12 protein-coding genes are annotated in these 13755 nt (G+C 72.9%); 3 read left to right on the top strand and 9 right to left on the bottom strand.

Annotation, left to right across the window (positions count from 1 at the left end):
• Nucleotides 1-33: 33 nt before the first annotated feature.
• Nucleotides 34-1140: a non-hydrolyzing UDP-N-acetylglucosamine 2-epimerase gene (gene wecB / locus HNR25_RS15525; protein WP_312862729.1), complete on the bottom strand. Its 1107-nt coding sequence runs from the start codon at nt 1138-1140 to the stop codon at nt 34-36.
• A 224-nt stretch (nt 1141-1364) separates the two neighbouring features.
• On the opposite strand from wecB, the gene HNR25_RS15520 reads away from it, so the two are divergent.
• From HNR25_RS15520 to HNR25_RS15510, 3 genes are all read left to right on the top strand, one after another.
• Complete coding sequence (locus HNR25_RS15520) at nt 1365-3053, top strand: glycosyltransferase family 4 protein (protein ID WP_312862564.1); 1689 nt, start codon at nt 1365-1367, stop codon at nt 3051-3053.
• Nucleotides 3054-3597: 544 nt separating this feature from the next.
• Nucleotides 3598-4923, top strand: a complete 1326-nt coding sequence (locus tag HNR25_RS15515) for a nucleotide sugar dehydrogenase (RefSeq protein WP_184636157.1) — start codon at nt 3598-3600, stop codon at nt 4921-4923.
• A gap of 176 nt (nt 4924-5099) precedes the next feature.
• Complete coding sequence (locus HNR25_RS15510; RefSeq protein WP_184636156.1) at nt 5100-6278, top strand: glycosyltransferase family 4 protein; 1179 nt, start codon at nt 5100-5102, stop codon at nt 6276-6278.
• Between the two features lie 126 nt (nt 6279-6404).
• Here HNR25_RS15510 and HNR25_RS15505 read toward each other — a convergent pair whose 3' ends face one another.
• The 8 genes from HNR25_RS15505 to HNR25_RS15470 all read right to left on the bottom strand — a co-directional run bounded on the left by HNR25_RS15505 (nt 6405) and on the right by HNR25_RS15470 (nt 13604).
• A complete protein-coding gene (locus HNR25_RS15505) occupies nt 6405-7409 on the bottom strand; it encodes a glycosyltransferase family 2 protein (RefSeq protein WP_184636155.1) in 1005 nt (334 codons plus the stop codon).
• A 162-nt stretch (nt 7410-7571) separates the two neighbouring features.
• The gene (locus HNR25_RS15500; RefSeq protein ID WP_184636154.1) at nt 7572-8342 is read right to left on the bottom strand and encodes a CDP-alcohol phosphatidyltransferase family protein; all 771 of its coding nucleotides are present in this window, start codon (nt 8340-8342) and stop codon (nt 7572-7574) included.
• Nucleotides 8320-9369 (bottom strand): iron-containing alcohol dehydrogenase family protein, encoded by a 1050-nt coding sequence (locus HNR25_RS15495; RefSeq protein WP_184639361.1) that lies wholly within the window; start codon nt 9367-9369, stop codon nt 8320-8322. Before HNR25_RS15495 ends, HNR25_RS15500 begins: the two co-directional genes overlap by 23 nt.
• 5 nt (nt 9370-9374) lie before the next feature.
• Nucleotides 9375-10106, bottom strand: coding sequence for a phosphocholine cytidylyltransferase family protein (locus tag HNR25_RS15490; RefSeq protein ID WP_184636153.1), 732 nt, complete (start codon nt 10104-10106; stop codon nt 9375-9377).
• Nucleotides 10107-10122: 16 nt separating this feature from the next.
• The gene (locus HNR25_RS15485; RefSeq protein ID WP_184636152.1) at nt 10123-10761 is read right to left on the bottom strand and encodes a DUF5941 domain-containing protein; all 639 of its coding nucleotides are present in this window, start codon (nt 10759-10761) and stop codon (nt 10123-10125) included.
• 4 nt (nt 10762-10765) lie between these two features.
• Nucleotides 10766-11644 (bottom strand): hypothetical protein, encoded by an 879-nt coding sequence (locus HNR25_RS15480; RefSeq protein WP_184636151.1) that lies wholly within the window; start codon nt 11642-11644, stop codon nt 10766-10768.
• A gap of 338 nt (nt 11645-11982) precedes the next feature.
• The gene (locus HNR25_RS15475) at nt 11983-12777 is read right to left on the bottom strand and encodes an ABC transporter ATP-binding protein (protein WP_184636150.1); all 795 of its coding nucleotides are present in this window, start codon (nt 12775-12777) and stop codon (nt 11983-11985) included.
• Nucleotides 12777-13604 carry an ABC transporter permease gene (locus tag HNR25_RS15470; RefSeq protein WP_184636149.1) on the bottom strand — a complete coding sequence of 276 codons (828 nt, stop codon included), beginning with the start codon at nt 13602-13604 and terminating at the stop codon, nt 12777-12779. Before HNR25_RS15470 ends, HNR25_RS15475 begins: the two co-directional genes overlap by 1 nt.
• Between the last annotated feature and the right edge of the window lie 151 nt (nt 13605-13755).

Raw genomic sequence — 13755 nt, 5'->3', positions numbered from 1 at the left:
TGCCTTGGGATCGGGATCCGGTCGGGCACGGGGTCAGGCGCTGCGGCGGGGTCCCGGCGCCGGCACGCCGGACGTCCAGTCGGCGAGGACGGTGGCGATGCGCTCGCCGGCGCCGCCGTCCCACATCGGGGGGACGGCGGCCAGGGCCGCGGTGTCGGTGCCCGCTCCGGCCAGGATCTTGGAGACCAGGCCGGGGAGTTCGGAGTCGGTGACGAGCCGGTTGCTGCCGTGGGTGATGGTGATGGGGCGTTCGGTGTTGGGCCGCAGGGTCAGGCAGGGGACACCCAGCATCGTGGTCTCCTCCTGGACTCCGCCGGAGTCGGTGACCACGGCGGTGGCGCCGCGCACCAGCGCCACGAAGTCGATGTAGCCCAGCGGTTCCAGCAGGTGCATACGCGGGTGCTCGGCCAGGCCGGCGGCGTCGAGGGACGCCCGGCCCCGGGGGTGCACGGGCATCACGACGTCGATCTGGTCGGCGACCTCGTGCAGGCGGGCGACCAGGCGCGCGACCGTTTCGGGGTCGTCGACGTTGGCGGGCCGGTGCAGGGTCGCGGCGACGTAGGAGCCGGGAAGGTCCAGGCGCTCGCGCAGGGCGGCGGTGTCGAAGCGGTCGAGGCGCGCCAGCAGCGTGTCGATCATCGGGTTCCCGACCAGATGCACGCGGTCCACCGCGACCCCCTCGGCGGCGAGGTGGCCGACGGCTTCGGGGCTGGTGGCGAAGCACACGTCGGCGAGCTGGTCGGTGAGGCGGCGGTTGACCTCTTCGGGCATCGACCAGTCGAAGGAGCGCAGCCCGGCTTCGACGTGGGCGACCGGGATGTGGAGCTTGGCGGCGACCATCCCGGCGGCCAGCGTGGAGTTCACGTCGCCGTAGACCACGACGAGTCCCGGTGAACGCTCGATGAACTCCCGCTCCAGGCCGGTCATCAGCGCGGCGGTCTGCTCGGCGTGCGAGCCCGAGCCCACACCGAGGTCGACGTCGGGCCGGGGCAGTCCCAGCTCGCGGAAGAAGACCGCCGACATGCGGTCGTCGTAGTGCTGGCCGGTGTGCACGACCGACTGGCGCAGCCCGCGGGCCTCCAGGGCCGCCACCACCGGCGCGGCCTTGACGAAGTTCGGCCGCGCGCCGACGATATGCACGATCTCGGCGGAGCCCGGCCGGTCGGCGGGCGCGGAGCGCACCGCCTCGGCCGCATGCCCGGGAGCCTCCGCGCCTTCGGCGGGACGGTCGGCTCGGTCGCTGCCGGAACGGGCGGCCGGTGCTGACGACATCGTGTTCCCTTCGTTTCGGATCTCCGGACTCGTCCTCGTCGGACGCCCAGGCGTCACCGGCGGATCACGTCGACGTGGTTGGATACTCCACCGTGCGCAATTTCTTGAAAGCGGCCACCTTCACCGCGAGCCTGACCTGGCGGCACCTCAGGCGTGAGCCCGCCCGACTGCCGCTGCTGGGACTGCGGCTGCTGCCGGGGCCCGCGCGCGCCGGTGTCCGAACCGTACTCCGGCGCAGCGGCGCGCTCGGCCGGGCTTATGCCCTGTGGGACGCCGGCCACCGGGCGGATTCGCTCGACACGGTCCGCGGGGCCGCCCATGGAGCCTCCCCCCGTCGCCTCGCCCGTCTGACCGCGTTCGCCTTGGCCGTCGAGCAGCCCGGTGCCGCCGAGGAGCTCCTCGGGGGCCTTCCCCGAGGCCGGCGGCGCAGTGCGCTGGAGCACCGTCGTGCCCTGACGACGGGTCGCGAGGTCGGCGAAGCCCCTCCGGGCCGGTGGCCCGACTCAACGGTAGCTCTGCGGGGGAGAACGCCGCACCACGACACGATGAACGGTCGGGAATCGCCCGGGGCCGACCACCGCGTCCTGCACCTGGTCACCAACGCCCTGCCGCACACCAACGCCGGCTACACCCAGCGGACCCACCGCATCTCCCAGGGACAGCTGGCCGCCGGGCTCGAACCCCATGTGGTGACCCGGGCGGGCTATCCGCTGACCAAGGGGATCCCGGATACACGCCCCCGGGTGGAGGTCGACGGCGTCGACTACCACCGGCTGCTGCCGTGGCTGGCTCCGGACGGCGAGGCCGCGGAGCTGCGGGCCGGGCTGCGGCTGGGGCTGCCGCTGGCGCGGCGGCTGGACCCGGGCGTGCTGCACGCGGCCAGCAACCACGTCAACGCCCGGCTCGCGCTGGAGCTCGGGCGGCGGCTGTCGCTGCCGGTGGTCTACGAGGTGCGGGGGTTCCTGGAGGAGTCCTGGCTCTCGCGCGATCCCTCGCGCAGCACCGGCGACGCGTTCTACACCGTCGAACGCGCCCGCGAGACCGCGTGCATGCGGGCCGCCGACCTGGTCGTCACGCTGGGCGAGACCATGCGCGCCGAGATCGCGGGCCGCGGCGTCGACGCCGACCGGGTGATCACCGTGCCCAACGCGGTCGACGAGTCGTTCCTGGAACCGCTGCCCGACGGCGCGGGCCTGCGCCGTGAGCTGGGCGCGGGGCCTGAAGCGTTCGTGGTGGGCACGACGACCAGCTGCTACGGCTACGAGGGCCTCGACACGCTGATCGACGCCGTCGCCGAGCTGCGCCGCCGCGGAGTCGACGCCTATGCGCTGATCGTGGGCGACGGCCCGGAACTGGGGGCCCTGCGTGAGCGCGCCGCGGCGGCGGGACTGGGGTCGGCTGCCGCCTTCCCCGGCCGGGTGCCGGCCGGGGACGTCCGCCGCCATCACGCCGCGCTGGACGTGTTCGCCGTGCCGCGGCGCGACGAGCGGGTCAGCCGCCTGGTGACGCCCCTGAAGCCCGTGGAGGCGATGGCCGGCGGACTACCGGTGGTGGCCTCCGATCTGGCGGCGCTGCGCGAGATCGTGCAGCCGGGCGCCACGGGCGAGCTGGTCCGCCCCGACAGCCCGCGCGAGCTGGCCGACTGCCTGGAGAAGCTGGCCGCCGACGCGGACACGCGCCGCGCCTACGGCCGGGCGGCGGGCGAGCGCGTGGGCCGCGACCGCACGTGGCGGGCGGCGGCGCACCGCTACATCGAGGCCTACGCGTCCCTGCGGGCCTGACCGCGCCGCGCAGAGCCCGCGCCGACGCGCATTCCGGTGTGCGCCCCGGCGCCCATCCCGACGATCATGAAATTCCCAGGTTTTTCGTACTCCCAAGCACCATTAGCCCCGATAGCCCCGATAGCCCCGATAGCCCCGATAGCCCCGATAGCCCCGATAGCCCCGATAGCCCCGATAGCCCCGATAGCCCCGATAGCCCCGATAAGGACAATAAAGAAATCCTGGGTAGCGGGCTCGTAAATTCCTCCCCACGACTGTGGGTTTCGGCCTGTTGGGCGCGGCGTGCTGCTCTAGAGTCGGCCACGAGGAGAGGCGACCGCGTTCGCCCTGTGCAGCCGACTGGATACCGCAACGACGTTCGGCACGCGCCAGACACCGACTCGGAGAATCCGCAGGAGATTCGCGGAGATGACCGGTTTCGGCCGTCTCCGGAATCGTGCCAACGGGTCGCCGCACTCGCACGTCCCTGTGCACGGACACGGAGTAGCGGCGGTGAACCGTACTTCGGTACTCCCACCACGAAACGAAGGCGAGGGTGACCCCAGTGGACGTCGCAACCCCAACATCGGACCTGGTCGTCGTCGGTCTGGGCTACGTGGGCCTGCCGCTGGCGCACCAGGCCGCGTCCGCCGGGCTCACCGTCGCCGGCCTGGACGCCAGCCCGGCGGTGGCAGCGGGCCTCAACGAGGGACGCTCCCACATCGACGACCTCGGCGCCGCCGACATCGCCGCGATGCTCGAGCACGGCTTCACGGCCACCACCGACCCGTCGGTGGTGGCGGGCGCCCGCACCGTCGTCATCTGCGTCCCCACGCCCTTGTCCGCCGAAGGCGGCCCCGACCTCGGCGCCGTGACCGCCGCCGGCCGGTCCATCGCCGGGCACCTCGCGCCCGGAACCCTGGTGGTCCTGGAGTCGACCACCTACCCGGGCACGACCTACGAGGTACTCCGGCCGCTGCTGGAGGAGTCCGGGCTGGTCGCCGGCTCCGACTTCCACCTCGCCTTCTCGCCCGAGCGCATCGACCCCGGCAACGCCACCTTCGGGGTCGCCAACACCCCCAAGGTCGTCGGCGGCATGACCGAGCGGTGCGGCGAGAGCGCCGCCGCCTTCTACGGCCGCTTCGTCGAGACCGTGGTCCAGGCGCGCGGCACCCGCGAGGCCGAGATGGCCAAGCTGCTGGAGAACACCTACCGCCACGTCAACATCGCCCTGGTCAACGAGATGGCGATCTTCTGCCAGGAGCTGGGCGTGGACCTGTGGGACGCCATCTCCTGCGCCGCCACCAAGCCCTTCGGGTTCCAGGCCTTCTACCCCGGTCCCGGCGTGGGCGGCCACTGCATCCCGATCGACCCGAACTACCTGTCCTACAAGGTCAAGACCCTGGGGTACCCGTTCCGGTTCGTGGAGCTGGCCCAGGAGATCAACGCCCGCATGCCCAGCTACGTGCTGCAGCGCTCCCTGGAGCTGCTCAACGACGCCGGCCTGGCGCTCTCCCGCTCGCGGGTGCTGCTGCTCGGGGTGACCTACAAGGCCGACATCGCCGACCAGCGCGAGTCCCCGGCCAGTCCCGTCGCCCGCAAGCTCGCCGAGAAGGGCGCCACGTTGACCTACCACGACCCGCACGTCGAAGAGTGGCGCCTCAACGGCGCCCCGCTCCCCCGCGCCACCGATCTGGAGCAGGCCATGGCCGAGGCCGACCTCACCGTCCTGCTCACCGACCACAGCGCCTACACGCCCAAGCTGCTGACCGAGAACGCCCGGCTGCTCCTGGACACCCGCGGCGTACTGCGGCGCCTGCCCTCGGGCACGATGCACGAGGACGGCCACATCACCGCGCCGATCGAACGCGAGGGGATGGTGGTCCTCTAAGACCGCCGCCGGCCCGGGCCCGGTTCCGGAGCCCACAGGCCTTCACCCGGTCAACGTCCCGGCGTAACCCCGGCATTCACCTGCTGTTCCCTTCGCTCGGTAGCGTCACAGGCAGAGCGGAACGGCTCCGACCGGACAGCGCCGGGATTCGGCGTTCGGAAGTGGTGAACTCGCACATGCACGTTCTCGTGGCAACCGTGGTGCATCATCCCGAGGACGCGCGCATCCTGCACCGCCAGATCCGCGCGCTGCTCGACGCCGGGCACCGCGTCACCTACATGGCTCCCTTCGCCGACTGCGGCGTCACGCCGTGGCAGGAACTGGCCCCGGTGAACGTTCCGCGCGCGTCCGGCCGGCGCCGCACGGCCTCGCTGCGCGCCGCCCGCACCGCGCTGGCCCGCCTGGCTCCGCAGGCCGACGTCCTGCTCTTCCACGACCCCGAGCTCCTGCTCGCGCTGCCGCGCACCCGCCCGCCCACGGTGTGGGACGTCCACGAAGACGCCGCGGCGGCGCTGCTGACCAAGCCGTGGCTGCCGCGTCCGCTGCGGCGCCCGCTGGCCCCGGTCGTACGCGGGCTCGAACGGCGCGCCGAACAGCGTATGCACCTGCTGCTCGCCGAAGAGGGCTACCGCGACCGCTTCGCCCGCGACCACCCCGTCGTGCCCAACACCACGTACGTGCCCGAGCGACCCGAGCGCGGCCCCGGAACCGACCGGGTCGTCTACCTGGGACACCTCTCGGCCGCGCGCGGCGCCGCCGAACTGGTGGAGATGGGCCGCACACTGCGCCCGCACGGGGTGCGGGTCGAGATCATCGGCGCGGCCGACCCCGGTATCCGCCCGATGCTGCGCGACGCCCACCGCGAGGAGGCCGTGGAGTGGTACGGCTTCGTACCCAACGACCAGGCCCTGCGCATGATCTCCGGCGCGCTGGCGGGCGTGTGCCTGCTGCAGGACACCCCGAACTACCGCAGCTCCCTGCCCACCAAGGTGGTCGAGTACATGGCGCACGGCCTGCCGGTGGTCAGTACCCCCAACCCCGCGGCGGTCGCGCTGGTCAACGACAGCGCGGAAGGCGACTGCGGCACCGTCGTGCCCTTCGGCGACGCCGCGGCGGCGGCCGACGCCGTGCTGCAGCTGCGCTCGGACTCCGCACTGCGCGACCGCTACTCCGCCACCGGGCACGCCATCGCCCGCGCCGCGTTCCACTGGCCGCTGCAGGCCGACCCGTTCGTGCGCCAACTGGAGGAGTGGGCCGGTGTCCAGGGGCGTCCGCGACTGCCGATGCAGCCGTCGGCCCCGATCCGCGACGCCCGCGAAGGCGATTCCGCACGCACGGCCCGTACGGGCCGTTGAACGGCCGCGGTGCCGCCGCCCACCCGCCAAGCGGATGCCGCGCTATAGCCCCGGCCCCGCCCGCGGCCCCGGCGGCCGCCGGGTGCACCCTCGGCCACGGTGGGTGCCTGCACGCCCGGCCGTCTCTCAGACGACGGGCGGGCGGCCGATGCGCATCATGCGCCAGGCCGTCGACCACCGCATGGGGCTGCGCGGGCCGCAATCGCCGCGCCAGCCTTCGCGGAACCCGCGGAACCACGCGCGCAACTCCGGCAGCGAGCGCTCCCGCGCCACGGTGATGGAGATCCACACGCCCAGATGGGCCAGCGCCAGCGGCCACGGCAGGTTGCGCCGCACCAGCCAGACCCGGTTGCGCGCGTTGAGCCGGTAGAAGTCTTCGTGCCGGCTGGGGTGGGTCGAGGGGTGGTACATCACCGCCTCGGCGTCGTACTCGATGTCGTAACCGGCGTCCAGCACGCGCCAGGCCAGGTCGCTCTCTTCGTGGGCGTAGAAGAACCCGTCCGGAAGCCCGCCGGCCTCGTCGAACGCGGTTCTGCGCACGGCGGCCGCGCCGCCCAGGAACGTGGTGACGCGGCTGGAGCGCAGCGGATCGCCGACCCGCAGGCGCGGGACGTAGCGGCGCTGGTCGGGGCCGCCGTCGGGGTCGACGATGCGGAACGTGACGATGCCCAGCCCGGGGTCGGATTCGAAGCGGCGGCTGACGTGGCGGACGAGGTCGCGCGAGCGGTACCAGCCGTCGTCGTCGAGGAACAGGACGATGTCGCCGCTGGCCGCCGCGACCCCCGCGTTGCGCCCCTTGGGGATGCCGATGTTCTCGTCCAGCATGACCGTGATGACGCCGTCGGGCAGCGGGGGCAGCTCGGCGCCGTTGCTGACCACGATCAGCTCCAGGTCGGCGCCTTCCTGCTCCAGGACGCTCGTGACCGCGCGACGCAGCTCGGCCGGTCGCGTCCCCATCGTCAGGATGACGCAGGAGGTCTTCAAGCGCACCTCACCTCCGTGCCCGGCCGAATCCTCACCGCCGACGCTACGGGACGGCGCCTCCGCGCCGTCCGCGCTGCGCTGCGGCGCGGAGGCGAACGGCTCGGAGGCCGCGGGGCCGGTTTCGCTGGGCACGCCTGGACTGGTCATGGGAACCGTTCGTAAACGTGGACGCATGGTGGATAGAAGGTGACCGTTGCACATCACGGCTAACGGAATGATAAAGCAGCGCGTCCCCGGGCCGCCGCTCCGAGGGTTCCGGGGTGTCCGGCGGCGCGGTGCGGCGCCGGGGCACCCCGGGGGCGGCGCGGGCTACTCCAGGCGCCGCGACGCCAGCACGCTGACCATGTGCAGGATCGTCTGCACGGCGGCGACGGCGACGCACACCGCAACGAGTGCCCGGGTCGCCATCAGGTCGCCGCGCACCAGGTCGATCACGGAGGCGCCCAGCACCAGCAGCGACAGCTCGACGGCCTGGATGACCCGGTGGAACCGCAGCGCCGAAGCGGCTTTGCGGGCCGTGCCCAGCCGCGGCGAGCGGGGCTGGAGCTGCTCGTCGGCGATCTTCTCCGAGAGTCCGGCCTTGGCGCGGGCCACCACCACGTTGTCGGTCTCCGCCTTGATCAGGGCGGCGCCGAGTGCGGCGGCCATGCCGGCGACCACCCATCCGCCGGCGTCGAGCCCGCCCTGGGCGCGCACGCCGAGCCCGATGATCAGGGCGACCTCGGCCAGGTAGTGGCCGATCCGGTCGAGGAAGATCCCGGCGACGCTGGTGCGCCCGGTGAACCGGGCGACCTCGCCGTCGACGCAGTCCAGCAGCAGGTACAACTGCACCAGGACGACCGCCGCCACGGCGGCCCAGAAGCCGCCCAGCGCCAGGACGACGCCCGCCAGCACGCCCGAGCCCATCATCATGTAGGTGATGGGGTTGGGCGGCACACCCAACCGCACGAAGACCGTGCTGAAGTAGGGCGACAGGTCGCGCATGTAGAGCCGACCGGCCCAGTGCTCCTCGTTCAGCCGCTGCTTGATTCCCTCGGGCTGCCCGCCCGAGCGGATCTCAGCGATCGATGGCTTGGACATATTCCGCCACACTCCGCCTGATGTCGTCGTCCGAAAGGGCCAGGTGCTCCAGCACGGTGTAGCGTCCCGGCCGGGTGGCGGGGGCGTGGGCCACCGCTCGCGCGAACTGCTCTTCGTCCAGACCGACGTCGGCGGGCAGGGCGGGAAGGCCGTGCCGCCGGATGCAGGCCCGGATCTCGTACATGCGCGCCTCGCCGAACCCCTGGTACCGGCTGCGCAGGAAGTAGGCGTAGAGGGCGCCGATACCGGCGAGCTCACCGTGGTTGCTGGTCCCCGGGTAAAGCTGGTCGATCGCATGCAGCAGCTCGTGGCAGGCGCCGCTGGCCGGGCGGCTGGAGCCCGCCACCGACATCGCCATGCCGGACAGCACCAGCGCCTCGGCGAGGGCGGTCAGAAACTCCTGGGAATCGACGGTGTCGCTGCGGTTGACGATCGCCTCGGCCGCGGTGCGGGCGAAGGTGACGGCCATTCCGTCGACCGGCTCGCCCTGCTCCCGGCCGGCCAGCTCCCAGTCGGCGATGGCCGACAGGTTGCTCACCACGTCGCCGACGCCCGAACGCACCAGGCGCTGGGGCGCGGCGCGCACGTAGTCGACGTCGACCACCACCGCGACCGGCATGGTGACCCCGTAGGAGCCCTTGCCGCTCTCGTGCTCCAGCGAGCTGACCGGCGAGGCGATGCCGTCGTGGGAGAGGTTCGTGGCCACGGCGACCATGGGGATTCCGGCCATGGACGCGGCGTACTTGGTGACGTCGACGGTCTTGCCGCCGCCGATGCCGGCCACGGCCTCGTAGGCCCCCGAGCGCAGCTTCTTGCCCAGCTCGGTGCCCACGTCGACGCTTCCGCCGTCGACCTTGAAGACCTCGCAGTTGGGCAGATCGAGCTCGGCGGCGATCTGGGCGCCCTGGCCGGGCCCCACGGCCACGGCGATGCGGCCCTCGTTGGCGATGCGGCGGTCGGCCAGCAGAGAGCCCAGCGAAGCGATGGCGCCCTGTCGGACGTCGATCGCCAGCGGGGCGTTGATCATGCGGGCTAGTAGCGGCATGCGATCTCCCTGGCGCGGTTCAGGTCGTCGTGGTCGTCGACCTCGACCCAGTCGACCTCGCCGATCGGAGCGACGCCGACCTTGCCGCCGCGGTCGACCAGCTCCTGGAAGCCGTCCTCGTAGTAGAGCTGCGGGTCGCGCTCCCAGGTCGCCCGGAGCGCGTCGGCGAGGCGGTCCGACAGCGAGCCCTCGATGAGGGTGGCGCCGATGTACTCGCCGGCGGCGTCGGCGGGGTCCATGAGCTTGGTGATGCGGCTGAGGTGGCCGGACCCGTCCAGGGTCACCTTCATCTCCTCGTCGGCCAGAGTTTTAGCGCTGTCCACCGCGAGGAGCAGTTCCGGTCCGCGTGCGGCCAGTAGCGTCTTTTCCACGCTCACCGGGTGGACGGTGTCGCCGTTGACGAGGAGGACGCCTTCGGAGAAGTGCTCGCGCGCAGTCCACAAGGAGTAGGCGTTGTTCCACTCCTCGGCCTTGTCGTTGTAAGCGAGGGTGATCGCGACGCCGTGCCGGCGCTCCATCTCCCGCTTGCGCTGCTCGACGGCCTCGGCGCGGTAGCCCACGACCACGACCACGTCGGTCAGGCCCGCTGCGGCGAGGTTGCGCAACGAAATGTCCATGATGGTGGTCTCACCATCGACCGGCACCAGGGCCTTGGGCAGGGTGTCGGTGTAGGGGCGCAGTCGGCGGCCCGCTCCTGCGGCAAGAACCATACCGAGCATGTAGGCGTGTTCCTCCTTACATCGTGGAGGCGTCCACGCCTCCCGATTCGTTGCGCGGAGCCTGTGCTTCCGCGATCGGCGCCGCGAGCCAGCTCGTCGTGGACTCCCACACGAGCAGCACCGCAAGGTAACCCGTCAGTACACCGTAGGTGAACGGGAGCCAGCCCAGTGCCCCGCCTGCGGCCAGAACCACCATCCGCCCGTCCCACCCGAGCATCGCCCGCATGAGCCAAGCGGGCGGGCGCAGACCGGTGCGGGTGCGGTGCACGGAGTCGGCGTGGTGCAGGGCGACCGCGGCCACGAGTACGAACACCAGTGGCCCGGGGACACCGGACCCGTAGCCCAGCGCCAGGAGATAAAGGTACTCCGTCGCACGCAGCAGGGGCGGGACCAGCCGGTCGAACCGGCCGTCGTGCGGGTGCCCAGAGGCGACGCCGGACAGCAGCAGTGCGGCCACCGGTGCGAACAGGGTAATGCCTGTGAGGTGGTTGAGGCCCGTCGCCATCAGCACACCCGCAACCAGGGCCCCGGCCAGGGTGGGCAGCAGCGGGGGGAACCCGCCGGCGGCGAGCCGGCCCAGGGCCGTGCTCAGGTGCCCGTCGCCGCGGAGATAGCGCAGATCCATGCCGGTGCCGGGCGGTGGGGAAGCACCCATCGGCTCACCTCGCGGTGTCGTCGGGGCCGCCGGTGAGTTCGGCGGTGGCAGCGAAGGCACACCCGACGATCAGTGCGATGAACGTCACCCGGGTGTCCCAAATCGTTATCGTCAGGGCCACCGTGCCGAAGCGCGCGGCTTGGGGGAAGGCGGCGACCCGCGCGAGAAGGGCAGCCCGCGGACGGGCCCCGGGGCGGCCGGCGGTGCCGGAACCGCCGGCGAGTGGCCCGTCACCGCCGGTAGCGCCGGTCCCCGGCGGGGCCGCGGAGCCGTCGGCGCCGCGGCCGGGGCCGGGCGGCGCACCCGGGGTTTCGGCGCGGGCCGCGGACCAGCCCGGCCATGGGGCGCCTTTGGGAACGGTGCGGATGCCGGAGAAGGCACCGCCGGTGCTCTCGTTGCGGCCGTCACCCCCCGTTGCGGACGGGGGATCGGGGTCGCCGAGGAGCTCGGCGGTGAGCGAGGCGTCGCCGGGTGCCCCGTCGTCCGGGGGCCGACTGGGGTCGACCGCCTCGATGGGCCGCGGCAGGCCGGACTCCGGCGTCCACTCGGGACGGCCGACGTCGGCGCCGCGGGCGGCCGCCACGGAGTCGCGAAGCGCGAGGGCGATGAGCGCGCCCGCCGCCCAGGCCCACGCGTCGGGCACGCCGGCGGCCGTGCCGCCGACGGCGAGCCCGGCGTAGACGATGTACTCGCGCAGCCGCCCCAGCACCAGCGCCAGCCACAGGTCCAGGCGGTCGCGGCGCCCGCCGCGCAGCCGGACGGCGAGGAGGTCGGTGGTGATGACGGCGCCCAGCAGGAGCGACCCGACCACGGCGCCGCGCAGGCTCCCGTCGGTGAACCACACGGCGGCCGCGACGGCCAGCACGAGCCCGGTCCGCGTCATGGCCGACGGGCTGATCCGGCCCCGGCGCGGCCGGCCGCCGGGAGCGCCGGGGCGCCCGCCGCCTCCGCGGCCGGCGTGAGCGTCGACGTCTGACACGGCAGTGCCCCTCTCCCGCAGCCTCGGAAACACCGTCTACCCGCAGGGGCGCACATCGCAACCATCGGCGCACCGAACGCGCAGGAAGAGCGAAAAGTCCCCTAAGCCCGGAGGGCGGGGGCCGGGGCTGCGCGTCGCCTGCTGTTTCCCGGCAGCCGCGCCGGTGGCGGGCCGCTGCCCCGCCACCGCAGCCCGTGCGGGACCACGGTCCCCCGTCGGCCCCGGATGAGCCCGGCGGCCCTTCACGTGCCTTCCCGGGCCGTGTCCGGCGCGCCGCTCTCCGGTGCCTCCGGTTCTTCGGCGGCGCGGTCGCGGCGGTAGGCCTCCAGCACGGCGTCGATCCCGGCGTCCAGCGCCAGACCGCCGTCCTTGAGGTACAGCCCGCGGGTGCAAAAGCGCCGCAGGTCGTCCTCGCTGTGCGAGACCAGCACCATCGTCCGGTCCTGAGCCAGCATCCGCTCGATGGTGCGGTAGCACTTCTCCCGGAACTCCCGGTCGCCCACGGCCAGCACCTCGTCGACCAACAGCACCGGGTGGTCCAACTGGGCGACCAGCGCGAAACCGAGCCGGACCTTCATTCCGCTGGAGTAGTGCCGCACCGGCGTGTCGATGTCGCTTTCGCGCAGGCCGGCGAAGTCCACGATCGCGTCGAAGCGGGCGTCGATCTCCCGTCGGGCCATCCCGTGCAGGGAACCGACCAGGTAGATGTTCTCGCGGCCGGTGAGCCGCCCGTTGAACCCCGCCCGCAGCTCCAGCAGCGGAGCGACCCGGCCGCGGGCCCCGGCCCTGCCTTCGTCGGGGATGAGCACGCCGGCGATCAGCTTGAGCAGCGTGGACTTCCCGGTCCCGTTCTTGCCGACGATGCCCACGCACTCGCCCCGGCGGATCCGGAAGGAGACGTCGCGCACCGGCCAGAAGCCGTCGGTGCCCGGGGCGCGCCGGACGCCGAGCACCAGGTCGCGCAGGCTGCGCCGGCGCCCGCGGTCGGCGCGGAACCGGATGCCGAGGCCCTCGGCCTCGATGACGGGATCGCCCATCACAGCTCCTTCAGTACCGGCGCCTCCAGGCGCCGGAACGTCGCACAGCCGGCGGCCAGGACCAGGACCGGTCCCGCGACGCTCGCCGTCAGGGCCAGGGCCCCGGGGGCGTCGGCCGGGTACCAGACGGCGTGATGCATCTTGAAGATCCCCAACAGCGGGTTGAGCTGGAACAGTGTCGTGAACCAGGCGGGGAAGCGGCCGGAATCCAGCACCAGCCCCGAGGGGATGATGATGGCCGATGCGTAGAACAGCACCCGGTTGAGGATGCGCACGATCCGTTCGACGTCGCGCACGAGCACGTTCACCGTCGCCAGCAGCAGGGTCGTCCCCACGGTGAGCACCAGCTGCGCGGTGACCGCCAGCGGCAGCCACACCATGAGCCCCTGGGCGCTGGTGCGCCCGCCCAGCACGGCGACGAAGGCCAGCAGCACCGGCCAGGTCAGCAGGTAGTCGACGAACTTGGCGGCGGCCTCCTGCACCGGGAAGACCTCCCGGGGGACGCGCAGCGTGGTGATCAGCCTGCTGTGGCTGAGGATCGCGTTGGGCGCCCGGTTCAGCGACTGGGAGAACCACAGCCACGGCAGCAGCCCCGAGATCAGGAACAGCAGGTAGCCGCCGGGCGCGTCGCCGCCGCCGGGAACGCCGCGGTCGGTGTCGAAGACGAGGCCGAAGACGAAGAAGTAGATCCCCGCCATCGCCAGGGGCTCCAGCATCGACCAGGCGTAGCCCAGAACGGACCCCTGGTACCGGACCTTCAGGTCCCGCCGCACGAGCAGGCCGACGATCCGCCGGCTGTGCCAGAGGGCCAGCAACCGCGACGCCACCGGCGCCTCCCTCCCGCTCCGCTGTGCGCCGCCCGTGCGCCCGGCGCCGCCCGCACCGCCGGATCCGGCGGTGCGGCGGCAGCCCAGCCTACCGGCGGGTGCCCGGCGCACCGGGCGGTGCGGGCCGCACGGCCCCGGCGGCACCGCGGGG

Origin of the sequence: Streptomonospora salina, assembly GCF_014204715.1 — a bacterium.
Taxonomy (GTDB): Bacteria; Actinomycetota; Actinomycetes; order Streptosporangiales; family Streptosporangiaceae; genus Streptomonospora; species Streptomonospora salina.
This window is presented reverse-complemented; position numbering and strand designations above follow the sequence as displayed.